General features: G+C 34.6%; 28 protein-coding genes. 17 read left to right on the top strand and 11 right to left on the bottom strand.

All coding sequences use genetic code 11. The annotated features are described in order from the left end of the window. Positions 1–45 precede the first annotated feature (45 nt). From hisA to ABD692_RS08305, 6 genes are all read left to right on the top strand, one after another. A complete protein-coding gene (gene hisA / locus ABD692_RS08330; RefSeq protein ID WP_316763760.1) occupies positions 46–795 on the top strand; it encodes a 1-(5-phosphoribosyl)-5-[(5-phosphoribosylamino)methylideneamino]imidazole-4-carboxamide isomerase in 750 nt (249 codons plus the stop codon). 5 nt (positions 796–800) lie between these two features. Next, positions 801–1,004 (top strand): hypothetical protein, encoded by a 204-nt coding sequence (locus tag ABD692_RS08325; protein ID WP_316763763.1) that lies wholly within the window; start codon positions 801–803, stop codon positions 1,002–1,004. A gap of 100 nt (positions 1,005–1,104) precedes the next feature. Next, positions 1,105–1,860: an imidazole glycerol phosphate synthase subunit HisF gene (gene hisF / locus ABD692_RS08320; RefSeq protein ID WP_344766157.1), complete on the top strand. Its 756-nt coding sequence runs from the start codon at positions 1,105–1,107 to the stop codon at positions 1,858–1,860. 88 nt (positions 1,861–1,948) lie between these two features. Beyond that, the gene (hisIE, locus tag ABD692_RS08315) at positions 1,949–2,557 is read left to right on the top strand and encodes a bifunctional phosphoribosyl-AMP cyclohydrolase/phosphoribosyl-ATP diphosphatase HisIE (RefSeq protein WP_344766156.1); all 609 of its coding nucleotides are present in this window, start codon (positions 1,949–1,951) and stop codon (positions 2,555–2,557) included. Positions 2,558–2,637: 80 nt separating this feature from the next. Beyond that, positions 2,638–3,021 carry a hypothetical protein gene (locus tag ABD692_RS08310; protein ID WP_344766155.1) on the top strand — a complete coding sequence of 128 codons (384 nt, stop codon included), beginning with the start codon at positions 2,638–2,640 and terminating at the stop codon, positions 3,019–3,021. Positions 3,022–3,038: 17 nt separating this feature from the next. Further along, positions 3,039–3,938 (top strand): WD40 repeat domain-containing protein, encoded by a 900-nt coding sequence (locus ABD692_RS08305; RefSeq protein ID WP_344766154.1) that lies wholly within the window; start codon positions 3,039–3,041, stop codon positions 3,936–3,938. On the opposite strand, the gene ABD692_RS08300 is transcribed toward ABD692_RS08305, so the two are convergent. Then, positions 3,935–4,726, bottom strand: a complete 792-nt coding sequence (locus ABD692_RS08300; protein WP_344766153.1) for a C40 family peptidase — start codon at positions 4,724–4,726, stop codon at positions 3,935–3,937. The two genes, ABD692_RS08305 and ABD692_RS08300, sit on opposite strands and share 4 nt — an antisense overlap. A 109-nt stretch (positions 4,727–4,835) precedes the next feature. Here ABD692_RS08300 and ABD692_RS08295 point away from each other — a divergent pair, with 109 nt between their 5' ends. Further along, positions 4,836–5,288 (top strand): universal stress protein, encoded by a 453-nt coding sequence (locus ABD692_RS08295; protein ID WP_344766152.1) that lies wholly within the window; start codon positions 4,836–4,838, stop codon positions 5,286–5,288. Positions 5,289–5,426: 138 nt separating this feature from the next. Here ABD692_RS08295 and ABD692_RS08290 read toward each other — a convergent pair whose 3' ends face one another. Continuing rightward, positions 5,427–5,777: a 4Fe-4S dicluster domain-containing protein gene (locus tag ABD692_RS08290; protein WP_316763782.1), complete on the bottom strand. Its 351-nt coding sequence runs from the start codon at positions 5,775–5,777 to the stop codon at positions 5,427–5,429. A gap of 78 nt (positions 5,778–5,855) precedes the next feature. Here ABD692_RS08290 and ABD692_RS08285 point away from each other — a divergent pair, with 78 nt between their 5' ends. The 6 genes from ABD692_RS08285 (at position 5,856) to dnaJ (ending at position 11,819) form a co-directional block, all read left to right on the top strand. After that, complete coding sequence (locus ABD692_RS08285; RefSeq protein ID WP_344766151.1) at positions 5,856–6,869, top strand: acyl-CoA reductase; 1,014 nt, start codon at positions 5,856–5,858, stop codon at positions 6,867–6,869. A gap of 69 nt (positions 6,870–6,938) precedes the next feature. Continuing rightward, positions 6,939–8,855, top strand: a complete 1,917-nt coding sequence (locus ABD692_RS08280; RefSeq protein WP_344766150.1) for a T9SS type B sorting domain-containing protein — start codon at positions 6,939–6,941, stop codon at positions 8,853–8,855. Positions 8,856–8,901: 46 nt separating this feature from the next. Then, entirely contained in the window at positions 8,902–9,105 is a 204-nt protein-coding gene (locus ABD692_RS08275; protein WP_269415359.1) for a fructose-6-phosphate aldolase, read from the top strand. 1 nt (position 9,106) lies between these two features. Further along, positions 9,107–9,787 (top strand): cell division ATP-binding protein FtsE, encoded by a 681-nt coding sequence (locus tag ABD692_RS08270; RefSeq protein WP_316763794.1) that lies wholly within the window; start codon positions 9,107–9,109, stop codon positions 9,785–9,787. Between the two features lie 194 nt (positions 9,788–9,981). Continuing rightward, complete coding sequence (locus ABD692_RS08265) at positions 9,982–10,563, top strand: nucleotide exchange factor GrpE (protein ID WP_344766149.1); 582 nt, start codon at positions 9,982–9,984, stop codon at positions 10,561–10,563. Between the two features lie 92 nt (positions 10,564–10,655). Further along, positions 10,656–11,819 carry a molecular chaperone DnaJ gene (gene dnaJ / locus ABD692_RS08260; protein ID WP_316763800.1) on the top strand — a complete coding sequence of 388 codons (1,164 nt, stop codon included), beginning with the start codon at positions 10,656–10,658 and terminating at the stop codon, positions 11,817–11,819. Positions 11,820–11,916: 97 nt separating this feature from the next. Here dnaJ and ABD692_RS08255 read toward each other — a convergent pair whose 3' ends face one another. Beyond that, positions 11,917–12,762, bottom strand: coding sequence for a DUF6882 domain-containing protein (locus ABD692_RS08255; protein ID WP_344766148.1), 846 nt, complete (start codon positions 12,760–12,762; stop codon positions 11,917–11,919). A gap of 515 nt (positions 12,763–13,277) precedes the next feature. Between ABD692_RS08255 and ABD692_RS08250 the strand changes: the two genes are divergently transcribed. The 4 genes from ABD692_RS08250 to ABD692_RS08235 all read left to right on the top strand — a co-directional run bounded on the left by ABD692_RS08250 (position 13,278) and on the right by ABD692_RS08235 (position 17,268). Beyond that, positions 13,278–14,174 (top strand): ABC transporter ATP-binding protein, encoded by an 897-nt coding sequence (locus tag ABD692_RS08250; protein ID WP_316763809.1) that lies wholly within the window; start codon positions 13,278–13,280, stop codon positions 14,172–14,174. A gap of 3 nt (positions 14,175–14,177) precedes the next feature. Then, entirely contained in the window at positions 14,178–15,518 is a 1,341-nt protein-coding gene (locus ABD692_RS08245; RefSeq protein WP_344766147.1) for an ABC transporter permease, read from the top strand. 116 nt (positions 15,519–15,634) lie between these two features. Beyond that, complete coding sequence (locus ABD692_RS08240; protein ID WP_344766146.1) at positions 15,635–16,351, top strand: SDR family NAD(P)-dependent oxidoreductase; 717 nt, start codon at positions 15,635–15,637, stop codon at positions 16,349–16,351. Positions 16,352–16,353: 2 nt separating this feature from the next. Further along, positions 16,354–17,268, top strand: coding sequence for a Ppx/GppA phosphatase family protein (locus ABD692_RS08235; protein ID WP_344766145.1), 915 nt, complete (start codon positions 16,354–16,356; stop codon positions 17,266–17,268). A gap of 15 nt (positions 17,269–17,283) precedes the next feature. On the opposite strand, the gene ABD692_RS08230 is transcribed toward ABD692_RS08235, so the two are convergent. The 8 genes from ABD692_RS08230 to ABD692_RS08195 form a co-directional block, all read right to left on the bottom strand. Then, positions 17,284–17,847 (bottom strand): Maf family protein, encoded by a 564-nt coding sequence (locus ABD692_RS08230; RefSeq protein ID WP_344766144.1) that lies wholly within the window; start codon positions 17,845–17,847, stop codon positions 17,284–17,286. A 77-nt stretch (positions 17,848–17,924) separates the two neighbouring features. Then, positions 17,925–18,314, bottom strand: coding sequence for a hypothetical protein (locus ABD692_RS08225; RefSeq protein ID WP_316763823.1), 390 nt, complete (start codon positions 18,312–18,314; stop codon positions 17,925–17,927). A gap of 118 nt (positions 18,315–18,432) precedes the next feature. Next, entirely contained in the window at positions 18,433–19,263 is an 831-nt protein-coding gene (locus ABD692_RS08220) for a universal stress protein (protein WP_344766143.1), read from the bottom strand. 171 nt (positions 19,264–19,434) lie between these two features. After that, the gene (locus tag ABD692_RS08215; protein WP_344766142.1) at positions 19,435–19,962 is read right to left on the bottom strand and encodes a KdsC family phosphatase; all 528 of its coding nucleotides are present in this window, start codon (positions 19,960–19,962) and stop codon (positions 19,435–19,437) included. A gap of 76 nt (positions 19,963–20,038) precedes the next feature. After that, positions 20,039–20,284: a Fe-S cluster assembly protein IscX gene (gene iscX / locus ABD692_RS08210; RefSeq protein ID WP_316763830.1), complete on the bottom strand. Its 246-nt coding sequence runs from the start codon at positions 20,282–20,284 to the stop codon at positions 20,039–20,041. A 58-nt stretch (positions 20,285–20,342) separates the two neighbouring features. Continuing rightward, positions 20,343–20,675, bottom strand: a complete 333-nt coding sequence (locus ABD692_RS08205) for a 2Fe-2S iron-sulfur cluster-binding protein (protein WP_344766141.1) — start codon at positions 20,673–20,675, stop codon at positions 20,343–20,345. Between the two features lie 40 nt (positions 20,676–20,715). Next, a complete protein-coding gene (locus ABD692_RS08200; protein WP_344766140.1) occupies positions 20,716–21,480 on the bottom strand; it encodes a Rossmann-like and DUF2520 domain-containing protein in 765 nt (254 codons plus the stop codon). Position 21,481: 1 nt separating this feature from the next. Further along, on the bottom strand, positions 21,482–23,947 hold the full coding sequence (locus ABD692_RS08195; RefSeq protein ID WP_344766139.1) for a heme lyase CcmF/NrfE family subunit: 2,466 nt from the start codon (positions 23,945–23,947) through the stop codon (positions 21,482–21,484). Positions 23,948–23,951 lie beyond the last annotated feature (4 nt).

Below are 23,951 nucleotides of genomic sequence, written 5' to 3'. Positions count from 1 at the left end.
TAATATTTAAATAACTTTTCACTTTCAACTTTTAACTTAAAAAAAATGTACATAATTCCTGCTATTGATATTTTGGATGGAAAAGTTGTTCGCCTACGTGAAGGCGATTACAACCAAAAAACTGAATATGATGTTTCTATCGCTGAAATGATAGAAAAATACCGTTCAAACGGAACAGATTTTATCCATATTATTGATTTAAATGGTGCAAAAGGCGATTTCAGCAATCAGAAATCTCTTTTTGAAATCATTAAAAAAACCGAGATGAAAGTGCAATACGGTGGCGGAATCCGGACGATTGAGCAAGTAACCAACTTGCTTGATGCAGGAATCCATCGTGTTATTGTGGGCACACAAGCCATTACCAATCCAGACTTTTTACAACAATTAAGCGAAGCATTTGCAAAAAAAGACAACTATGCAAACCGTATTGTTATTGCTATTGATGTTTTAGACGAAGTGATTAAATATTCTGGCTGGATGGAAAGTTCGCCAATTAAATTAATGGATTACGTTGATAAATGTTTGGCATTAGGCTTCTTCCGTTTTTTGTGTACAGATATTAGCAAGGATGGAAAATTAGGTGGCGCAGCAATCGATTTGTATAAAAAACTGTTGGAACATTCGCCTATGATTAAGTTAATTGCATCAGGCGGTGTAAGCTCAATGGAAGATATTTACGATTTAGCAAAATTCCCTATTAGAAGCGTGGTGGTTGGTAAAGCGATTTATGAGGATAGAATTACCATCGAACAGATTAAAGAGTGGAATTTGAAGATGCTGAGTTCGATTTAAATTGGATGAAAGCAAAAAATTTTATCATTGTCGGAATTGTGCTTTTATTTCTAGGTATTTCCATGTTGCTCTTTATTGCGGCTACATTTAGCTATATGGGAGATCATTGGAGAACGGTAAGTATAATTGGTGAATATTGCATTTTGCTTTTTATACCTGCATTAATAATTGGCGGTGCATCGATAATTTTTGGATTAGTAAAAAGATAAAATTTAACAAACTCGTCATTGCGAGGCACGAAGCAATCTTAAAACTATAGCTGGTGCTTTAAGATTGCTTCGTGCCTCGCAATGACGAAAACCCAAGCAAATGCTGAGTAAAAGAATAATCCCCTGCCTAGACGTTAAAGACGGGCGTACAGTAAAAGGCGTAAACTTTGTTGATTTACGCGATGCAGGAGATCCTGTAGAATTGGCTGCACAATATGCACAGCAAGGTGCCGATGAGCTAGTTTTTCTGGACATCACAGCCACTCACGAACGCCGTAAAACAATGATTGAGATGGTTAAATCTGTGGCCCGCCAACTGAATATTCCATTTACTATTGGTGGTGGAATAACCGAGCTTGCAGATGCAGAAGCTTTGTTAAATGCTGGTGCGGATAAAATCAGTATTAATTCGGCAGCGGTTAGAAATCCTAAACTAATTGAAGAGCTTGCAAAGGCTTTTGGTGTTCAGTTTGTGGTTTTAGCGGTCGACACCAAATATGTTGGTGGTAAAAATATGGTCCATTTAAACGGTGGACGATTAATTACCGAATTGGAAACTGAGACTTGGATTAAACAGGCTGAAGATTTAGGTGCAGGCGAAATTCTGTTAACTTCTATGGACCATGATGGCACAAAAGCGGGTTTTGATTGCGATTTACTACTCAAAGTAAATCAAATGATCAACATTCCGATTATAGCTTCAGGCGGTGCAGGTAGTATGGAACATTTCACAGAGGTTTTTCAAAAAGCAAATGTTGATGCGGCATTAGCTGCTTCGGTATTTCATTACGGCGAAATCCTGATACCAGATTTAAAACAAGAATTAAAAAGGAATGGAATTCCTGTTAGGATATAAATAAACTCGTCATTGCGAGTCACGAAGCAATCTTACTATTTAGGAAGGCGTTAAAACCCATCGCTTTAGGATTGCTTCGTACCTCGCAATGACGGAACAAGAGAATACTATGAATATAGATTTTAATAAAAGTGATGGTTTGGTCCCTGTAGTAATACAAGACGAACAAACTTTAGAAGTTTTAATGTTAGGCTACATGAATGCCGAAGCATTTGAAAAAACACAAGCTGAAGGTAAAGTGACCTTTTACTCTCGCTCTAAAAACCGTTTGTGGACCAAAGGAGAAGAAAGTGGAAATTTCCTTTTCGTGAAATCTATACATATCGATTGTGATAATGATACAATCTTAATTAAAGCAAATCCAATTGGGCCAACCTGTCACACGGGAAGTAGAAGCTGTTTCAAAACAGAATTCAATCAGAACTTCATTTTTGAATTGGAAAACATCATAACCGATAGATATGAAAATCCTGTCGAAGGCTCGTACATTAACAAAATGCGTAGCAAAGGCTTAAACAAAATCGCTCAAAAAGTTGGCGAAGAGGGCGTTGAAACCGTGATAGCTGCATTGGCAGAAACTGAAGAAGACTTAATTGGGGAGGCATCAGACTTAGTCTTTCATCTATTATTTTTATTGAAAGAGAAAGGCTTATCTATTCAAGATATTGCAAAGAATTTAGAGAAAAGACATCAATAGGCTTTGGTATAGATTTCAAGTTGACAATAGCATTACATAGCCAAAATTTAAATTAATATAAAAGAATTTCAAACCTACACATGCTTAAATACATTAGTTATCTAAATCTTTTTTTAGGAATAATATTCATAGCGATATTCAAAAGCAGTGAAAATTATCTTGATTTAGCCCTTATCATACCATCTATTTTTTTCAATTGGGTTACACTATTTCATTTTATAAAAAATAGCCAAAAGTTTGAAAAATGGCATTTATATTTAGGATTTTTAAGTGTGCTTTTTTCAATCATTACCATTCTAATTACTCTTCAAATACTTTTTCAAGTGAATTTTGCAAACGCCTCGGCGTTTGGTCCTCCCCAATATTTGATTATTACAAAGCTGATTATTGACCTTTTAATAATTGCTCAGTTTGTTATTGCTTACAGAGAAAACAAAAAAATGTCAAATCTAAATTTAAAGTAAGAACAGAGAAACATAAAATGATTAAACACTTAAAAACTTTTTCAGGCCACCAAAACCCTGTTTATGCCCTAGCAAATTCAGATAAAGCGGAAACTTTTTTTAGCGCTGGAAATGATAAAGGCGTTGTAGAATGGTCGTTGGAAACGATGGCTTTTGTAAAGGTTAAAATGCCAGTACAAAGTTCTGTTTATTACCTGTACTACCACAACAACAAACTTTTTGTTGGCGAACGAAGTGGTGCTTTTAGTGTTTATGATTTAAACGAAGAAAAGGTAATTGCAAGAATTAGCGCACACACAAAACCCATTTTTAATATTCAGGTGGTAAAAAGTAAAAACGAACTTTTAACCACAGGCGAAGATGGCGCTGTCGCCGTTTGGTCGCTTGAAGATTTTTCGGAGATTTATCGCTTTCAAGCTGCTTACGATACTGTGAGGGCGATTGCTATTTCTCCAGATGAAACGGAAATCGCTTTCGGTTGTAAAGATCATTTAATCAAAATTTATAACCTTGCTGATTATAGTATCAAACAAAATTTAGACAGTCATTCTTTGCCGGTTACTTCCTTAACCTATCATCCTACAGGAAAATATTTAATTTCGGGGAGCAGAGATGCACAATTAAAAATCTGGAATTTGCCAACATACGAACTATTGCAAACCATTCCAGCACATATGTTTACGGTTTACGATATAGCGTTCCATCCTACTCTACCCTATTTTGCAACAAGCAGTCAGGACAAAAAAATTAAGTTATGGGATGCAGAAAACTTTAAGCTCTATAAAATTTTGAGTTTAGAGAAAGGTGGCATTGGCCATACACACTCCATTAATAAGTTGATTTGGAGCAATGATGGAAAATATTTAATTAGCACAGGCGATGACCGGCAAGTGATGGTTTGGGAGATGGAAGATTAAGTATTATCCACAAAACGTTTAATGATCCTCAATTTATGTGTGTACTTGCCTAATTCTTTATTAAAAATTCCTTCATCATCTATTGGATCTATCCTTACCTTTCCCGATGAATGTATAATTTCATTCGCACTAAGCATAATACCTACATGGGTAATTTTACCTTCGGCATTATCGAAAAAGGCAACATCGCCAGGTTTACATTCGGCCAAAAACCCAACCAATTTTCCTTGCTCTGCTTGTTGCGAGGCATCGCGATTTAGCTTAATGTTTAACAGTTTAAAAACTGTTTGTACAAAGCCAGAACAATCTAGACCAAAAATATTTCTACCGCCCCACAAATAAGGTATGTTTTGAAAAAACTTACTAGTTGAGGTAATTTCAGCTTTAAAATCGGCATTTGTACTGTTATGAGGTTCGAAAGTAACTTCGAATTTCTCTGCTCCAACATAGCAATAACCATCTTTGTAAAACGGTAAATTACTTCCCGTGCTTAAATGGTATAAACTACCATCTTCAGCTTTTAAAATGTTATTGTAGTTTTTCGGAGCAAACAATCTACAATCGTGCATATCAGCAAATTGGCTTTGAGAAATTGGTGCCAGTTGTCGGAAATCGATCCAGCCTTCGTAACCATCGTAACCATTTTGAATTAGCCACCATCGCTCTTCTTTTTGAATTACCTCTATATGGTCTCCAAATAATAATTGAGATACGATTTCAGCCTTATCAGACGCTTCTGCTCTTAACGGTGCAATAGCTACCCTGCAAATGCCATATTGATTTTCCATTTTTTGCTCAGTTGAATTATTGCATAAAACTAATAAATTACATTTACCCGCTAACATTTTGCGAGCAAATTTGTTATTTTTATGATGATCACATTTAAATCTGCTCAACATGAATTTTAAAAAAATATTAATAGCTGTAGATAATAGTACCTGTTCAGAAAAGGCCGCAAAGGCAGGTTACGAAATTGCCGAAAAATTTGGTGCAGAAGTGGCATTGGTAAATATTATTGAGCCAATACCTGCAAATGTAAATCCTGATTTAACCTTAGCGCCCGTATTTTTAGAAACTTACGATAATAGTGAAGAAAACAGCCATATTTTATTAAAGGAAATAGAATCTAAATACAGCAACGGTATTAAAACTGATTATTTAAGCGTTGTTGATACCGCTGCACATGGAATTATTCAACAATCTGATGAATGGGGTTCAGACTTAATTGTAATTGGAACCTATGGCAGAACAGGCTTGTATCATTTTTTAATGGGTAGCGTTGCCGAACACGTTGCCAGAAAGTCGGCTTGCCCTGTTTTAATTATTCCAAACAAATCGGAGCTAGACTAGTTGGTTAGGCAACCAATTATTTGATAAAACTTTGTTAATATTTAAATTAGTACCAAAAAAAAGTTCTAATTTTCATTAGAACTTTTTTAACATATAATCTTTATTCCGCTCAGTATGGTTATCCATAACTGAAAATAATTAACCTTCCTGGTGCAACCAAGCTTTTTTAGTTAATAACTCTTCTTCAGTTTCGCGAATGTCTTCATCATCTACGCAACAATCTACCGGGCAAACCGCAGCACATTGGGGTTCGTCATGAAATCCTTTGCATTCTGTACACTTATCCGATACGATGTAATAAACTTCATCAGAAACTGCCTCTTGCGATGCATCAGCTTCAATTTGTTGATTACCAAAATCTATAACGCCTTCTAAATTTGTACCATCAGAAAAACGCCATGCAGTACCGGCATCATAAATTGCATTATTTGGGCATTCTGGTTCGCAAGCCCCACAATTTATACACTCATCTGTTATTTTAATCGCCATGTCTTCGTCTAATTCTTTTGCTTAGTTTACCTTTGCGCTGCAAATATAAGATATAATCAATTAATAATAATTCTAAATATGTCAGCATTAACTCAAGAAAAAGTAATAATTGCCTTTAAAAAGCTTGGCAAAAACCTTACCAACTCTACTGACATACTAGAAAATGCATTTCATGGAGCAGAAAGTAGTAATGCATGGTTTACTACTGAGAATATAAAAAAATCAATTTTATCTTTTTCGGAGATGTTAAATGAAGAAGATATCGATATTTGGTTTCAATCAGTAGAGTTTAGTTCAACCCCAAAAAAAGTTGGTTTAATCCTAGCGGGCAACATACCAATGGTTGGCTTGCATGATGTTTTAAGTGTTTTAGCAACAGGAAATATCGCTCTAATTAAACTTTCATCGGCCGATGATAAACTGATTACAGCAATTCTTTCGGAGCTGATTATTTTAGAACCTGCATTACAAAATAATATTGAATATGTAGAACGGCTTAAAGACTTCGATGCGGTTATTGCAACTGGAAGTAATAATTCATCTCGTTATTTCGATTACTATTTCAGTAAGGTTCCAAACATTATCAGAAAAAACAGAAATAGTGTTGCAGTTTTAACAGGAAACGAAAGTTTTGAAGATATTCAAAATTTAGGAGCAGATATTTTTGATTACTTTGGCTTAGGTTGTAGAAATGTATCAAAAATTTATTTCCCTGAAGGCTACGATATTGCTAAATTTTATGAAGGAATAGAAAGCTATCAACCAATAATCAATCATTTTAAGTATAACAACAATTACGATTACAATAAATCTATTTACCTGGTTAATATGGTTAAGCACTTTGATAATGGCTTTTTGCTGTTAAAAGAAGATGAAAGCTTGACATCGCCCTTGGCTGCTCTTTTTTATGAAGAATATAAAAATCTTACAGATGTGGAAGACAAATTGAAAGATAAAGCAGCGCAAATTCAGTGCGTTATTACTAAAGCTAATTTAGGCATAAATACTTTTGACTTTGGCCAAAGCCAGCATCCAAAACTTTGGGATTATGCCGATAACGTAAATACTGTTGATTTTTTAAACGTTTTATAACCAATAAATAAGACAGTTGCGGTCATTTTAATTTTTTATTAAGATATTGTGATAAAAATGCTCCCCAAAATGTGTAATCTGCTCAAAGTCTTACTCTCGAGTTTTCTGGTATTTCTCTCAACAATTACATTTTCGCAACAGGTTTGTAATGGCGCACTAGGCGACCCTGTTATAAATATAAATTTTGGCTCTGGAACATCTAATTTCGCAGCTCCTTTAAGTACGGCAAATACAAATTATTTGTATGTTCAGGATAGTCCTGATGATGGCGAATATACCATAGCCAAAAGCACCAATGGTATGCATAATCAAATTGGTAATGGTTGGCATCAAATACCTAACCATACACCAAACGATCCGAATGGCTATATGATGGTTGTAAATGCTTCTGAAAACCCTGGTATTTTTTATCAAACAAATATATCAGGTCTTTGCCCAGGAACAACTTACGAATTTGCTGCATGGATTATTAACCTGTTAAATTATTCGGGCAAAAAACCTAATATCACTTTTACTATTGAAACTACGGCAGGGGCACCAGTGGGGAAGTATAACACAAATGACATTGAAGATGGCCCAACGCCAAAATGGATTCAATATGCAACCACTTTTACAACAACCAACCAAACAGATTTAGTTTTAAAAATTTCAAATAGTGGTCCTGGTGGAATTGGAAATGATATCGCTTTAGATGATATAACATTCAGAGCTTGCGGTCCTATTATTACCTCATCTGTAAATAATGTGCCTTCAAATATTAGTGTGTGTGAAGGTAATTCAGGAAACTATGCTTTAGCTGCAAACATTACTGCATCTACTTATGTCGATGCTGTTTATCAATGGCAATCATTAACTGGTAACATTTGGACTGACATTCCAGGACAAAACACTACGCAAACCACTGTTAACCTTACAGGAGCAGCAATTGGATCTTATCAATATCGATTAATTACCGCAGAAAGACAAAATATCAATTCAGTAAATTGCCGTGTAGCTTCTGATCCTTTAACGATTACCGTTACTGCAAAATTTAATACAATTGCGAGTAATAATAGTCCAACTTGTATTGGCTCCAGCGTTCAACTCTCGGCTACTGAGGGTACAACGTTTAAATGGACAGGTCCAAATGGGTTTACATCTACAGATAAAAATCCAATTATTAGTAATACACAATTCGATATGGCTGGAGATTATACTGTAACTGCAACTTTAAATGGCTGTGCAAGCACCTCTACAACTACATTGGTGGTTCTCGAACCTTTCTTAACCACCAGTTTTACTTCTGTTGAAACTTGCGAAAATAATCCAATTACATTATTTGCTTCTGGTGGAATTAGTTATAAATGGCTCCCAAGCGAAAGTTTATCTTCTTCAGAAATTGCCAACCCGATTGCTAATCCGAAAGAAACTACTACCTATACGGTAACAGCTTCAAATGGTATTTGTTCAGAAACGGCAACCGTTAAGGTTATAATTTTAAAAAATGCAGTAGCTGATGCTGGAGCAGATTTAAAAGCTTTAAATGGTTATTCTGTAATATTAAACGGTAAAGTAACAGGAGATGATGTAAGCTATTTTTGGACTCCAAACGATTATTTGGATGACCCGACAAAACTTAATCCGAAAGCAACCCCTCCATTCGATATTACCTACACTTTACATGCCCAATCGAACGCAGGTTGCTTAAATAGTACAGATGATGTTTTAGTAAAAGTTTATCCTAAAATAGTTATACCAAATTCTTTTTCGCCAAATGGCGATGGAATAAACGATTACTGGACTATACCCGCAACCGAAGCTTTTACCAATACCCGAGTGAAAATAACAAATCGCTATGGCAACTTAGTTTACCAAAGCAACGGAGTATATAAACCGTGGGATGGTAAATTTGAAGGCAAAGATTTGCCGTCTGCCGTTTACTACTATACCGTTTATTTTAATGAGGATTTTGAAACCTACTCTGGCTGGATTTTCTTAACTCGCTAATTTTTTGCCTTTCAGCTTTCAGCATAAATAGCTATTTTTGGACTCAATGTATATCATTAAAGTAAAAGGCATCGCCAAAATTCCAGATTATGTTCAGCTTAGAGATGACAAGTTTACATTACTTGCATATTTTAGGGTAGACAGGCCAGATAAATCTCTTGATAAATTAGGCTTAGGCGATAAACTAGACTATATTATGCAAATGGTAAAAGATTTGCCTTTTGGGCAGATTGCTAAATTAGAAATATAAAATGGCAGAAAACGTAATTCATTTAAGCAATGTTGATGTATTTCAACAAAAACACCTAGTACTTTCAAGCGTAAACTTACATATAGAAAAAGGCGAATTTGTTTTCTTAATTGGTCAAACTGGTTCGGGTAAAAGTAGTTTGCTTAAAATTTTATATGGCGATTTACATATTGGAAGTGGAAACGGAAATATCGCTGGTTTCGACTTAAAGGACATGAAAGAAAGCCAAGTACCTTTTTTACGTCGTAAATTAGGTGTTGTTTTTCAGGATTTTCAACTATTAACCGATCGTACTATAGAAAAAAACCTCGAATTTGTTTTAAAAGCTACAGGTTGGAAAGACGAAAAACTTATTAACGAGCGCATAAAAGATGTATTGGATAAAGTAGGTTTGCGTTCAAAAATTAAGAAAATGCCTCACGAAATTTCGGGTGGTGAGCAGCAACGTATTGTAATCGCCAGAGCACTACTAAACGATCCAGAAATTATTCTTGCTGATGAACCTACAGGAAATTTAGATCCAGAAACATCAGAAGAAATTGTAACCCTATTAAAACAAATTAGCCTAAATGGAACCGCTGTTTTAATGGCTACACACGATTACCACATTATCAGAACTTTTCCATCACGTATTATCAAATGCGAAAGCGGTGTTGTTCATGAAGATGCACAAATAGCCTAATTGGATTTACGATTTTAGATTAACAAATTACGAATTATAGAATGCCAATCTAAAATCGTAAATCTTCAATCGCAAATTTATTGTCAGTCAATCAGCCAATCTGTTCAGATAAATCTATATAAATCTGCCAGCTTGGCTGATTTCGCTTTATGGCAAAGTAGTTGCGATTAACACAAAAAATTCAGCCTAATATTATGTTTAATAAGAAGAAAAATAACGTTACAGAAGAAAATATAATGAATACTGAAAATGCATCAGAAAAACTGGAGGCTCAAACTCCAGAAAACACTGATAATCAAGAAAATGTAGAGCAAGTTGAAGAGCAAACTGCCGAAGAAAAATTACAAGCTGAAGTTCAACAACTTAATGATAAATATTTACGCTTATATGCCGAGTTTGACAACTATAAACGTCGTACTCAAAAAGAACGCGTAGAATTATTACAAACTGCTGGTAAAGATGTAATCGTTTCGCTTCTTCCAGTTTTAGATGATTTCGATCGTGCATTAAAAGCAATGGAAACGGCTGCAGATGTTGCACCTGTTAAAGAAGGTATTTTATTGGTTAGCCATAAATTAAAGAATACATTAGCTCAAAAAGGCTTAAAAGATGTAGAAAGCATTAACAAAGATTTTGATACTGATTTCCACGAAGCAATTACCAATATTCCTGCTCCTACGGATGCGCTAAAAGGAAAAGTAATTGATGAAGTTGAAAAAGGTTATACGTTAAATGATAATGTTATCCGCTTTGCTAAAGTTGTAGTTGGAGCATAAAAATAATTATTGAGTAATGAAAGGAATGAATTAGGGAATGGGAAAACATTCTTAAATACTACCATTCAAAATTCAATCATTTTATAAAAAAGATGAGTAAAAGAGACTATTATGATGTATTAGGCGTTACCAAAAGCGCCCCTGCAGATGAAATTAAGAAGGCATATCGTAAAATGGCTATCAAATATCACCCTGATAAAAACCCAGGAGATAAAGCTGCAGAAGATATGTTTAAGGAAGCTGCAGAAGCTTACGAAGTTTTAAGTAATCCTGAGAAAAAACAACGTTATGATCAATTTGGTCATGCAGGTGTTGGCAGCAGTGCATCAGGAGGTTATGGCGGCGGCAACATGAACATGGATGATATTTTCAGTAATTTTGGAGATATTTTTGGTGGTCATAATCCTTTCGAAAGCTTTTTTGGTGGTGGCGGTGGTGGCCAGCAACGTGGCGGACGCCGTGTAGCTAAAGGCTCTAACCTTCGTATAAAAGTTAAATTAACGTTAGAAGAAATTGCTCACGGAGCCGAGAAAAAAATAAAAGTTAACAAACTTATTTCCTGCAAAACTTGCGATGGAACTGGAGCTAAAGATAAATCATCGGTAAGTACTTGTGGTACTTGTGGAGGTAGTGGCCAGGTTAGAAGAGTTACCAATACAATTTTAGGCCAGATGCAAACGGCATCTACCTGCCCTACTTGTAATGGTAGCGGCCAGCAAATTACTGCAAAATGTAATGTTTGCCATGGCGATGGAGTTGTTCGTGGGGAAGAAACCATTACAATTAACATTCCTGCAGGGGTAAGCGAAGGCATGCAATTAAGTATGAGTGGTAAAGGTAATGCAGCACCTAATGGTGGCGTTCCTGGAGATTTAATTATTTTAATTGAAGAAACTGCTCACGATACATTAAAACGCGAAGGAAATAATATAGTTTACGATTTACACTTGAGTTTTGCAGATGCTGCTTTAGGCATAAGTATTGAAGTACCAACAATTGATGGTAAAGCAAAAATTAAAATAGACCCAGGTACACAAAGCGGAAAACTTTTACGCTTAAAAGGAAAAGGTTTGCCAGAAGTAAATTCTTACCATAGAGGCGATGAAATTATTCATATTAATGTTTGGACACCGAAGGCTTTAAGCAGTGAAGAGCGCACTATTTTAGAAAAACTTCGTGATTCTGCCAACTTTAAACCTCAGCCAGGTAAAAACGAAAAAAGCTTTTTCGATAGAATGAAAGAATATTTTGAATAAGAAATTTAGCTAGAGAATATCCACTCTAGACGATTATGATTTAAACCAAAAAAACCGATACGAAAGCATCGGTTTTTTTGGTTTCTCATATGGGCTTTTAGCCGTTCAAATTGGTTAATATACTATCTTTATCAAACTCTGCGGTAATTTGGTTTATGCCCTTTACACCTGTTATTTTATACTTCTCTATTGAAACTTTATAACCTTTTTCTTCTAAATAACATTTAAATGCAGCTTTATGGTTAACATCAAAATCGGATATTAACTGAGGAAAAACACTTAAAATTCTTTCATGCTCGTTTTTAGCAATCTTATCAATTGCATCACTTTTTAATGTAAAAACCATCGCACCCTTACCGTAATCTGCAATGTAATATCCACTCGATTTCATCATTCCTGATGCTGTTAAACCAATTAAATGTAAATCTATATTCGAAGCTTCAAAATGATCAATCTTTAAAAAGTCGATATTATTATCTTCACCATACTTTTTAAGCTTTAGTGCATGGTTTAAAGAATCAGTTGCCATTTCGGCTTTAGTATTTGCCCAAGCCCAAAGCCAACTTTGCGATGAACGCGAAAATGAGCCTAAAATCTGAAAAGGAATAACCAGGTTATTTCCAAAACTAATTTCACAATTAATCATATCCAAACTCCAGCTATTTGCACCAATTAATTCTGCAACATCAATTTGTTTATCAAAAGCAATTCCCCCATATCTTTCAATCAACTCTTGTTCCGATTTACAGAAGTTGGTGTATTTCATAGAAACAATTTTAGCAGGTTGTTCCTGTTCAGTACGAGAAAAAATTTTTCTTAAAAAGCTATTCTTGCCAGGAATTATCAAACTAACAAAAGCGTTGTAGCTTATACGAAAGCTGTCGGCTATGGTGTAAGTTCCGCCAATGCTATTCTGGTTAAGATTATTTACATTCTGCAGCATATATAACTTTATGATAAAAAAGCTGTAATTAATTGAGCTAAAATCTTTTAAGTTTTAAGTATAACTCAAAAAATAGCATATCCTGTTTGATAAATGAAGTTTTTCTGTTTCTGCCAGCCAATTAATAAATGAAAATAAATGATAATGTATGTAATACAAAACCAAGAACACAAAAACCTGACAAAAAGCTGTTTAACGATAAAGTAAATATAATTAAATAACTATAATTCAGATAGTTATACAATAACTACTTAGTTGTTTATTACACGAAATAAATTCTACAAAAATGTTTCGTTAGTTAAAAATCTGAAATGGCTACTACATTATTTTTTTAATAAAAAGCAATGTTTGGGGTTAAATAAACCTGATGGAAATGGCGGCCCTGAGGTACGAAGGCCAAAATGTACAGCAGGACTATCGTAACCAAAATGCTTCTGTATTTGCTTTTCAAAAAACATTTTACCTTTTGTAACCTTTGGATACTTTTTGCGACTAATAGATTAAAGACTTTAACTATGCTGAGTGTAAAAAATATTGTTAAACAATATGCAACCCACCGTGCGCTTGATGATGTGAGCCTGGAAGTTGAACAGGGCAAAATTTTTGGGTTATTAGGCCCTAATGGAGCTGGTAAAACATCGTTAATTAGAATTATAACTCAAATTACTGCCCCAGATAGCGGAGAAGTTATTTTTAATGGACAAAAACTTAACTCTAATCACATTAACCAAATTGGTTATTTGCCCGAAGAACGTGGCTTATATAAAAAGATGGAAATTGGTGAGCAAGTTTTATATCTATCTAAATTAAAAGGCTTAAGCACATCTGAAGCTACAAAACGTATAAAATTTTGGTTCGAAAAATTAGATATGGCAACCTGGTGGAATAAAAAAGTTGAAGATTTAAGTAAAGGGATGCAACAAAAAGTTCAATTTGTTGCCACAGTTTTACATAATCCCGAATTAATTATTTTGGACGAGCCTTTCTCTGGTTTTGACCCTGTAAATGCCGATTTAATTAAAAATGAAATTCTTGAGTTAAACGCTAAAGGCACAACTTTTATATTTTCTACCCACCGCATGGAAAGTGTTGAGGAACTTTGCGACAATATTGCATTGATCGATAAATCGAAAAAGATTTTGGATGGTGCAGTTGATGACATTAAAGCATCGTACAGAAATAATACGTATGTTATAGAATATGCTGGCGACACAGACTTTACGAATAATGCATTATTTGATGTATTGGAAACAAGCGATGTAAAAGACGGAAAATGCTTGAAATTTAAGCTTAAAGAAAGTTATACCGCTAACGATGTATTAAGCGAAATGCTACCCAAAGTTCGAATTAATCGCTTGGCTGAGGTAATTCCGAGTATGAATGATATTTTTATTGAGCGTGTAAAAAAATAAATTATGAACAAAATTTTACTAATTATACGAAGAGAATACTTATCGAGAGTTAAAAAGAAATCGTTCATTATTATGACTTTTTTAACGCCTTTAATTATTGCAGGCTTTTATGGTTTAATTATCTATTTTTCGATTAAGGGGATTAACGATAAAACAGACAAGGTTGCTGTTGTAAACCAAAACAAAACTTTAACAGAAAAACTAACTTCGAACAAAAACGTAACTTATGTTTATGTTAATGATTCTTTCGAAAGCTTAAAGAAAACTCTGAAGAAAAGCGATTACGATTACATTTTGTATCTCCCCGACTTTGATATTGATAAACCAGCTGGCATCGAACTAATTGGAACGAAACAAGCTGGCTTATCTTTAGATGGAAGAATTTCAGATTCGATTGAAGATTTAATTCGAGATTATAAACTAAAAAAATCGGGCATTTCGCAAACTGATTTAGATAACCTGAAAAGCAATGTTAAGATCGATACTAAAAAAATAGGCGATACCGGTAAGGAAGAAAACAGTAGTGCAGGCGCCAGCACCATAATTGCATTTGTTGCAGGTGTACTTATGTTTATGTTTATTATGCTTTATGGAGTGCAGGTAATGCGAGGCGTAATTGAAGAGAAAACAAGCAGAATTATCGAAATCATGATTTCTTCGGTAAAACCTTTTCAGTTAATGATGGGAAAAATTATCGGCATTGCCATGGTTGGCTTAACCCAGTTTTTGCTTTGGATTGTATTAACTTTTTCTATATCGGCCTTGGCTGTAACTGTTTTTATAAATAAAGATGATGCTCAGAAAATCGTTTCATCGAGTGCTCAGGTATCGGCTGCAAATCCTTCTGCACAGCAAGTTCAGGCTGCAGCAATGACTAATGGTCCACTTGGAAATATTCAGCAAAGCTTACAGAATTTAGACTTGGCCAAAATTATTTTGGTATTTATTTTTTACTTTTTAAGTGGATACCTTTTTTACAGTGCCCTGTATGCCGCAATAGGTTCAGCTGTTGATAGTGAAACCGAAACACAGCAGTTTATGATGCCTGTAATGATGCCATTGCTTTTAGGTTATGCTTTATCGCTAAGCGTAGTAACAAACGACCCTTACGGCAGCGTTGCGTTTTGGCTTTCGATGATTCCTTTTACCTCGCCAATTGCTATGGTTGTAAGATTACCTTATGGTGTACCTGCTTGGGAATTGGCCTTATCGATGTTCATCCTCGTAATTGGATTTATCGGTACGGTTTGGTTTGCCGCAAGAATATACAGAGTTGGTATTTTAATGTATGGTAAAAAAGCAAGCCTTAAAGAGATGGCGAAATGGTTCTGGTATAAAAATTAAGTCAAAATAAGCGTTATAATTACACCTAACCATCAATTTAAACATACAATAAAAGCGATATTTTGCGCTTAACTTTATTCAAAATATTTCCTATAAAAATCTAAACGCTCAAAGCTTTGAAAAAAGTTATAATTATTGGTGCAACATCGGGTATTGGTAGAGCCTTGGCCCTGAAAATGTCGGATGCTGGCTATACCGTAGGCATAACGGGTAAAAGGCAAACTTTGCTAAATGAAATTGAGGCTTTAAAGCCTAACAAAATTTTCGCCTCGTGTTTTGATGTAAATGATGAACCAAATTTATTAGATAACTTAGGTTCTCTTATTGCAAGGCTTGATGGTTTTGATATGTTAATTTATAGCGCTGGTTACGGCGAAATAAATGAAAACTTAGATAATCAAATTGAACAGGATACTTTAAAAACCAACGTCGTTTCTTTTACTAATGTTATTACCTGGTCTTTCGAATATTTTAAACAACAAGGACACGGTTACATAGCAGCAATAACATCTGTAGCAGGTTTACGTGGAAACGAAAAAGCACCTGCCTACAGCGCTTCAAAAGCTTATCAAATTAACTATTTAGAAGGACTATCTAAAAAATCTAAGCAGCAAAAACTAGGCATTCATATTTTAGATATTCGCCCAGGATTTATGGATACAGCAATGGCTAAAGGCGATAATTTATTTTGGGTTACACCGCTTAAAAAGGCAGCTAATCAAATTATTGCTGGTATAGAAAGAAGTGCCGAAGTGCTTTATGTAAGTAAAAGGTGGCGCATCTTTGCGTGGATATCTAAAATTTTACCACGATATTTATTCACAAAATTATAAATATGCGCTTTGCAGTTATCGATTTAGGAACGAATACTTTTCACTTGCTTATTGCAGAATCTTTCGGTGGAACTTTCGAAATTCTTTATAAAACCAACGTTCCTGTAAAATTAGGCGAAGGGAGAATAAACGATAATTTAATTATTCCTGCAGCTTTTAACAGAGGTATAAGAACATTACAAGATTTTAGCCTAAGCATTAAAGAGTTTAATGTTGATCAGGTAAAAGCAACAGCTACCTCAGCAGTTAGAAGTGCGAAAAACGGTGCGGAATTTGTATCTGAAGCTAAAGCGATAGCGGATATCGAAATAGAAACGATAAGTGGTGATGAAGAAGCTGAATTGATTTATAAAGGTGTAAAACTTAGTGGTGCAATTCAGGATTTATCTTTAATTATGGATATTGGTGGTGGAAGCATAGAGTTTATTCTTTGCAATACAGAGCAACTAATCTGGAAGAAAAGTTATAATATTGGCGCTGCAAGACTAATGCAGCAGTTTTTTAAATCAGATCCAATTAACGATGGAGAAAAACATGCCATTCTAAACCATGTTCAAAACCAACTTGTTGATTTGTTTGAAATTTGTGAAAAACATCAACCAACAAAATTAATTGGCTCGGCTGGTGCTTTCGAAACTTTTGCAGAATTAATTATCAGAAAAAACAATCAAGAGGTTGATATATGCAAAGTTAAAACTTATGCATTTAATTATGACGAGTATATTGCCACAACGCTAAAACTTATCAATAGCACGCACCAAGAAAGAGCTGAAATGCCTGGAATGATTCCTTTAAGAATCGACATGATTGTAATAGCGGCCTTAATTACCAATTACGTAATGGGAAGGTTAAAGTTAAATCAACTAAGCTTATCTACTTACGATTTAAAAATGGGTGTTTTAGCAAGTCTTCTATAGTTCTATGCTTTTCTATTAAATCAGCTTAAGCAATTCATTGTATAATTTTTCAGTAGGTAGTCCCATTACATTCGTATAAGAACCATTTATTTTTTCCACAACAACAATTCCCCACCAATCTTGCACGCCATAACTGCCAGCTTTATCGTATGGTTTGTAATTATCAATGTAAAAATCAATTTCTGTATCTGTAACTACTTTACAACTAACTTCAGTTACATCATAAAATGATATTTTTTTACCGCCCTGCACTAAAGTAACACCAGTGTAAACCTCATGTTTAGAACCAGATAATTTTCTAAGCATTTCCTGTGCATGAGCTTTATCATTTGGTTTACCCAAAATTTCTCCATTTAAAGCCACAATTGTATCGGCAGTAATTACTATTTCGTCATCAGCCGAAAATGCCCTAGTTTTTTTTTCAGAAATATAAACAGCAATTTCCGCAGGGCTCAAATCTTCAGGATAGCTTTCATCAACATCTTTTAATTCGACCTTAAAATTTAATCCCATTAGTTTTAAAAGTTCTTGTCGGCGTGGCGATTTTGAAGCAAGTATTATTGGTGTATTTTGAAGCATATTTGAATTAATTTTCCGCTAAAATAACAAAAGCGACTTAAAGCCGCTTTTGTTATTCTTAATTATTTGGAAATGGATTATTTACCACCTCCTCCGTTCATACGGGCTTCCATTGCTTTTTTACGTTCTTCTAACCAAGTTTTAAAAGCTGGTTTTTGTTCTGCAGTTAAAACAGCATCAATTTTAGTGTTAGTTTCATCGTTCATTTTTGTCATTTTCTCTCTCATGCCCGACATATCGCCACCAGCTGCTTCTCTTGCTTTAGTCATTTCTGCACCTTGAGCGGTATAAATAGCTAAAACTTTAGTTTTTTGTTCGTCGCTAAGCTTTAATTTTTCAGCTAGCATGTCGGTACTTCTTTTTGCTCGTTCCTCAGGTGTTCCACCCATACGACCACCACCTTGTTGTGCATTTGCATAAGTTATTACAGAAAATAACAAAGCACAAATCATCATTAATTTTTTCATGTTTTTTTGTTTTTAGTTGTTTTTAGTTGTTTTTTAAGACTTGTTTGAATGCTAAAAAAGTTAATAGTTTAACACCAAACTGTAACTTACTTGTTGCATTGTTAAAATTTTTCAAACCTTAATCCTTTAACAACAAAACAGGTACATGAGATTTAATTGTTAGTTTCTGAGAAACACTTTCGTGCAGAAGACTTTGGAAAAAGCTATATTTTTTTGGGAGCGCAATAATTAACTGTGCTTCTTCAGCTTTAGCAAATTTCACAATGCCTTTTATCGTATCTGGATGATCTGAATAATGGTAAACTGGAGAAAAATCTTTGAGCATATCATGTAAGAAATGTTGCTCTTCTGAATCAATATTATCTTTCGAATCGATATTTAATACCAATAATTCGATTGCATGTTTACTTAAAATATTTCGTAATGAATGCATCGGAATTACCTCTTTTACCTTTTTAAAATCGCAGGCCAGAATTACTTTTCTAATAGATTGATAATCGGCCTTTGGCGGCACAACTAAAACAGGAACTGGGCTTGCTTTGGAAATTGTGATCGCATTTGAACCGATGTCACTTTCGTCTTTCGCCTTTTTGCCATTGCTACCAATAATTATTAAATCAATCTCTTCCTTATTGATCCTTTCTACAATTGATCTTAGAATCGTTTCCCTGGTTAATGAAATTTCAATATCAGCTTCTGGATTAATTTCTAGCAGCTTACGTTTAAGTTTCTCCAAAGCCTCTAACCTATTATGAATCTCTTCTGCAATATGTGCATCAGTAGTTATAACAAAGTCAAGTGTTGGAAGAATAGTTTCATATTCAGAAACGTAATAAGCGTTAAGCAAAATTAGTTTATAGCCACTCATAGTTCTGCTTAACTTTGCGGCATATTTAGCAGCATGTTCTGCTGTTTTCGAAAAATCTACTGGGATAAGATAAGTGCTCATATATTAAATTTAATATTTTCTAACCATATAAATTAATCAATCGATTGATTAATAATAAGTAAATTTCGTACATAATCTTATGTATAGCAAATTTTTAATGTCTGAAAATTATAATTTTATATTGGCAGTGAATGAGAGGGATTAGAATTTTACTAGACTTCAACAAGTAATCTACTTTCCCGAATCGGCCGCATTTGGATTGTCGTCGTGCCACCTGCCCTGCACCTTCATTACCTTCTCAATAATATCTCTGACAGCTGTTTTCCCTCCATTATATGGGGAAATAAAGGTAGAAATAGCCTTAATTTCTTCAACTGCATCAGCAGGACAGGTTGCTAATCCTACTAACTTCATCACTTTTAAATCAGGAATATCATCGCCCATGTAAAGCACTTCACCAGCAGTAATATTTTTATTTTTAAGGTAGTTGTTAAAGATTTCAACTTTATCGCCAACACCTAAAAAAACGTCGGTTATACCAAGATTTGCAAAACGTTTAGCCATTGCAATTCCATCGCCTCCAGAAATAATGCAAAGCTTGTACCCACGTTTAACCGCTAGTTGCATAGCATAGCCATCTTTAATGTTGAAAGTGCGTAACGATTGGCCAATATCAGTAACCTGAACAGAGCCATCTGTTAAAACACCATCAACATCAAAAATGAAAGTGGTAATATCTTTTAGCTTTTGTAGAAACATATTAGTTACAGGTTGCGAATTATCAGTTTAAAAGCTTATATGTAAAAACCGCTAATATGCACTTTTAACTTGCCAATTAATCTTGATTATCTCTCCACTCGTAGCACCAGGCAGTTTGAATTTGTTCCAAATGGCCTTCGCTACTTTGTTCGCGAGTTCCTTTAAAATTTGGCAATTCTAATACCCACTCTAATAATTCGGTAAAGCGAATACGGTAAATTTTAGTTTCATTAAAATCATCACCAAATTTCTCATATAAAGACATTGCAATGTCTTCATAATCGTTCCAGTAAAAAGGTAAAGCGAATTTATCGTTATTCATGTTTTGTTATTGTTAATTGTTAATTGATTTCCGTACTCTGACTAAAAGCTCCCGACAGTTAGTGCCCCATAAAGCCTGATTGATCAGGAATGGTTACTTCTATATCGCCATTAATAACCAAGCATTGGCAACCCAAACGCGAAGTAATTCTTGGGCGAACAGCTCTATCGATAAAATCTTCTTCTTTATCAGAAATCTCTTCGATATTATCCATGCCCTTCGTTACGTACACGTGGCAAGTACTACAGCCGCAAACACCACCGCAGTTATGTTGCAAATCAATTCCGTTATCCAGGCAAACGTCTAAAACAGATTCACCAGCAGCAATAGGCAATTCTATTGATTCGTGATCTGCTTCTTCAAAATTTATTTTTAGTTTAAAAATGCTCATAATTATTTTGCAAAAGTAATAAGCAAAAGCCGCAATTGTACTATTTGTGTACTAATTTAATGCTGTTACTTAAGGTTTCATAAATTTCCTGCAATTCAGGCAGGTCTGCTAGCATGCTTAAATGCTTATTCATTGTACTTTCATCGTTTCTAACTGCTGGTCCAGTTTGAACATTTGCAGGTAAATCGATTAAAACTTTGTTTGCCGTTTCCGCAATTAACGGTCTGATGATATCAAAATCCAAATCATTTTTCACCAATAACTCATTCGCCATCGAATATAAATGATTCGTAAAATTACAGGCAAAAACGGCTGCCAAATGTAATACTTTTCGTTTTTCACCGTCAAGCTCATAAACCTTATTGCTTAGCTTATGCGCCAATACTTTTAATTTTTCAAATTGTTCGGCATCTGTAGATTCTATACAAAGTGGAATATTATTAAAGTTTAATTCTTTCGCTTTTGAAAAAGTTTGCAAAGGATAAAAAACACCTGCTTTGTTTAAAACGGATGAAATAACTTTAATATCTGTTGTTCCAGAAGTATGAACAACTAATCCATCAACGTTGGATAAACCATTTACAACTTCTGCAATCGCATCATCTTTAACAGAAATAATGTATAAATCAGCCTGGTTATTAATTTCTGCTAAATTGTTAATGGCCTGCGTATTTAATTTAGCAGCAAGTTGCTTTGCATGTTCCAAATTAGGACTAAAAACTTGTACAATGTTTTCGCCAACAGCTTTTAATGCTATTGCCAAATGTGTTGCTACGTTTCCAGAACCTAATAAAACAATGTTCATTTTATGCTGTTTTAGCTTCTTTTCTTCTTCTGAAAATAGAGAACAAGAAACCAATAACCATTACAATTGTACCTGCCCAGTATAAATTAATGAATGGGAATTCAATTGCTTTAAATACAATCCAATCTTTAGCTTGCTGAGGTTTTTCATAAATCTGAAGCTCAACTTTTTTCTCATCAGGTAATACTTTTGTAAACCTGAATTTTAAATCCAGTTCTTCTATCTTACGGGCAAAATCGAAAGTATTATTTCCTTTAATTAAGAAAAGTGGCTCGGTATTATAAATTTTTCCACTTGCATTAATCTCTAATGGTAAACCCACTGCAAAATCACCTTTTGCCAAAGTTAAATCTTTTGCAACAGGCTTATTATTTAACGCCTGTACAGTTACAATACCGCTCGAAGTGTGTATGGTATCGCCAACTGCAACTTTAACTATCCTTGGTGCTTTATAATTCTCATCATCAGAATGCCCTTCATGATCGTCATGCGCTTCTTTTTTAATTGCTGCACTGGTAATATGTGTGTACACATCATAAGTTAAATAATGCTTTGTATCTGGCGAAGCAATTAAACCCATTTTATCGTTATCCTGAACGTGAGGATGTAGATTAAAATCTTCTTTAAGTTTACCATCTGCATTGTAAACCTTAAAGTTTAAAGTGTAAATTGTATTTGGTGCTTCTGTTGTATCGCTAACATAAGTTACCGTGTACTTGCCCATTTTCTTAGGCTCGTTTTTGTACAACATAATATTTTCGCCAGGTTTCTCTGTTTTTTCAAAATCCTTAACAGGGATGAAGTTGTTCGCATTGATTGAGATTGGCTTACTTGTAGCTGCTGATATAAGTGCGCCCAAAATTAAAAATGCAAAACCAATATGCGCAATGGCCGAACCTGCTAATTTTGCTTTGCCACCAAATGCCTGATATAAAACACTTGCATTAGAAAGAATTGCAAAAAGACAACTAAAAGTCATCAAAATATACATCGTATTGGTGTAAATTTCTGCAACATAAACCAAACCAGCTGTTAAAATTATAGAAAATAATATAGCCGAAACTAAACTGCTATAAAATTTACGTGGGTCGGTTCTTTTGTATTTTAAATATTGAGAAAACCCTGAAATTAACGTAATTAATACCGCAAAAGGCGCTTGCCATTGATTGTAATACTTAACCGCATCAATTGGCGGCGAGAAATTCGTTCCAAATGCTTTGTTAAATACTGGAACCGAAGTAGAAAATATAACTTGAATACAGGCAATGGTAACCACTAAAGCCCCAATAAACATCCAAAATTCACGAGAATAAGTTTCTTCATCTTTTGTTGTAATTGGAAGCTCTTTCCAACGTATAACGAGCAAAAATACTGCAATAGCTGCAAAAACAACATTGTAAAGAATCAGGTGTCCAAACATACCCATATCGGTAAATGAGTGAACTGAAGTATCGCCCAATATACCACTACGGGTTAAGAAAGATGCGTAAAGTACCAGTAAGAAACTCAAGAAAACTAATGCAATTGCGGTAAAATAAGCATGACCCGTATTTTTATAGGCAATCATTACGTGTACAGCACCAATTAAGGTTAACCAAGGAATGAGTGATGCATTTTCTACAGGATCCCAAGCCCAAAAACCACCAAAGTTTAACGCTTCGTAAGCCCAGAAAGAACCCATGATAATACCTGTACCTAAAACCATTACTGCAAAAAGCGTCCATGGCATAGCTGGCTTAATCCACTCTTTATATCTTTTTTGCCATAAACCTGCAATTCCGTATGCAAAAGGTACAACCATACTGGCGAAACCTAAAAACAATGTTGGCGGGTGAATAACCATCCAATAGTTTTGCAACAATGGATTTAATCCTTTACCATCCGTTATAAACTTAAGGTAGTTTTTATAATTTTCTGGATTTGCAAAAACAACAGGCGCCTGCGCTTTTAAATCAATTGCATCTCTTAATAAGATAAAGGGAGAGCTACCAATACGTTCGCCAAAAATCTCGACACCCAACATCATCGATGTTAAAAACACTTGTGAGAATGCCACAACAGTCATTACAGGACGTTCCCAGGTTTTAGCTTTCCATATTAAAAGGCCGCCTAAAAACGATTGCCAGAAAGCCCATAGCCAAAAACTACCTTCTTGTCCTTCCCAAAATGCTGATATAATATAATATACTGGAAGTTGCTTTGAAGAGTGCGATTGAACATAATAATATTCAAAATAATGGCCTAAAATTAAGTAGAATAAGATGGCTCCGATACCAATAATACTAGCCCAGTTAACCAAAAACCCAACTCGGCCTAAGTTTCTCCATGATTTATCCTCTAAATTTTTCTCGCGACTGGCATAAAAATATGCAATTGTTGATAGTAAAGATGCACTAAATGCCAACACAATAAAAAACTGTCCGATTTTACCCGGTAACAAGCTCTCGCCTACAAATTGAATATCCATTAAA

This window comes from Pedobacter ginsengiterrae, from assembly GCF_039537385.1.
GTDB lineage: Bacteria > Bacteroidota > Bacteroidia > Sphingobacteriales > Sphingobacteriaceae > Pedobacter > Pedobacter ginsengiterrae.
The sequence above is the reverse complement of the archived record's forward strand: the minus strand, read 5'-3'. Positions and strand labels throughout refer to the sequence as shown.

What these genes read in the sequence shown, in the direction of transcription:
- hisA (WP_316763760.1), top strand. Translation starts at nt 46, where the DNA reads ATGTACATAATTCCTGCTATTGATATTTTGGATGGAAAAGTTGTTCGC.
- ABD692_RS08325 (WP_316763763.1), top strand. Translation starts at nt 801, where the DNA reads ATGAAAGCAAAAAATTTTATCATTGTCGGAATTGTGCTTTTATTTCTA.
- hisF (WP_344766157.1), top strand. Translation starts at nt 1,105, where the DNA reads ATGCTGAGTAAAAGAATAATCCCCTGCCTAGACGTTAAAGACGGGCGT.
- hisIE (WP_344766156.1), top strand. Translation starts at nt 1,949, where the DNA reads ATGACGGAACAAGAGAATACTATGAATATAGATTTTAATAAAAGTGAT.
- ABD692_RS08310 (WP_344766155.1), top strand. Translation starts at nt 2,638, where the DNA reads ATGCTTAAATACATTAGTTATCTAAATCTTTTTTTAGGAATAATATTC.
- ABD692_RS08305 (WP_344766154.1), top strand. Translation starts at nt 3,039, where the DNA reads ATGATTAAACACTTAAAAACTTTTTCAGGCCACCAAAACCCTGTTTAT.
- ABD692_RS08300 (WP_344766153.1), bottom strand. Translation starts at nt 4,726, where the DNA reads ATGGAAAATCAATATGGCATTTGCAGGGTAGCTATTGCACCGTTAAGA.
- ABD692_RS08295 (WP_344766152.1), top strand. Translation starts at nt 4,836, where the DNA reads ATGAATTTTAAAAAAATATTAATAGCTGTAGATAATAGTACCTGTTCA.
- ABD692_RS08290 (WP_316763782.1), bottom strand. Translation starts at nt 5,777, where the DNA reads ATGGCGATTAAAATAACAGATGAGTGTATAAATTGTGGGGCTTGCGAA.
- ABD692_RS08285 (WP_344766151.1), top strand. Translation starts at nt 5,856, where the DNA reads ATGTCAGCATTAACTCAAGAAAAAGTAATAATTGCCTTTAAAAAGCTT.
- ABD692_RS08280 (WP_344766150.1), top strand. Translation starts at nt 6,939, where the DNA reads ATGTGTAATCTGCTCAAAGTCTTACTCTCGAGTTTTCTGGTATTTCTC.
- ABD692_RS08275 (WP_269415359.1), top strand. Translation starts at nt 8,902, where the DNA reads ATGTATATCATTAAAGTAAAAGGCATCGCCAAAATTCCAGATTATGTT.
- ABD692_RS08270 (WP_316763794.1), top strand. Translation starts at nt 9,107, where the DNA reads ATGGCAGAAAACGTAATTCATTTAAGCAATGTTGATGTATTTCAACAA.
- ABD692_RS08265 (WP_344766149.1), top strand. Translation starts at nt 9,982, where the DNA reads ATGTTTAATAAGAAGAAAAATAACGTTACAGAAGAAAATATAATGAAT.
- dnaJ (WP_316763800.1), top strand. Translation starts at nt 10,656, where the DNA reads ATGAGTAAAAGAGACTATTATGATGTATTAGGCGTTACCAAAAGCGCC.
- ABD692_RS08255 (WP_344766148.1), bottom strand. Translation starts at nt 12,762, where the DNA reads ATGCTGCAGAATGTAAATAATCTTAACCAGAATAGCATTGGCGGAACT.
- ABD692_RS08250 (WP_316763809.1), top strand. Translation starts at nt 13,278, where the DNA reads ATGCTGAGTGTAAAAAATATTGTTAAACAATATGCAACCCACCGTGCG.
- ABD692_RS08245 (WP_344766147.1), top strand. Translation starts at nt 14,178, where the DNA reads ATGAACAAAATTTTACTAATTATACGAAGAGAATACTTATCGAGAGTT.
- ABD692_RS08235 (WP_344766145.1), top strand. Translation starts at nt 16,354, where the DNA reads ATGCGCTTTGCAGTTATCGATTTAGGAACGAATACTTTTCACTTGCTT.
- ABD692_RS08230 (WP_344766144.1), bottom strand. Translation starts at nt 17,847, where the DNA reads ATGCTTCAAAATACACCAATAATACTTGCTTCAAAATCGCCACGCCGA.
- ABD692_RS08225 (WP_316763823.1), bottom strand. Translation starts at nt 18,314, where the DNA reads ATGAAAAAATTAATGATGATTTGTGCTTTGTTATTTTCTGTAATAACT.
- ABD692_RS08220 (WP_344766143.1), bottom strand. Translation starts at nt 19,263, where the DNA reads ATGAGCACTTATCTTATCCCAGTAGATTTTTCGAAAACAGCAGAACAT.
- ABD692_RS08215 (WP_344766142.1), bottom strand. Translation starts at nt 19,962, where the DNA reads ATGTTTCTACAAAAGCTAAAAGATATTACCACTTTCATTTTTGATGTT.
- iscX (WP_316763830.1), bottom strand. Translation starts at nt 20,284, where the DNA reads ATGAATAACGATAAATTCGCTTTACCTTTTTACTGGAACGATTATGAA.
- ABD692_RS08205 (WP_344766141.1), bottom strand. Translation starts at nt 20,675, where the DNA reads ATGAGCATTTTTAAACTAAAAATAAATTTTGAAGAAGCAGATCACGAA.
- ABD692_RS08200 (WP_344766140.1), bottom strand. Translation starts at nt 21,480, where the DNA reads ATGAACATTGTTTTATTAGGTTCTGGAAACGTAGCAACACATTTGGCA.
- ABD692_RS08195 (WP_344766139.1), bottom strand. Translation starts at nt 23,947, where the DNA reads ATGGATATTCAATTTGTAGGCGAGAGCTTGTTACCGGGTAAAATCGGA.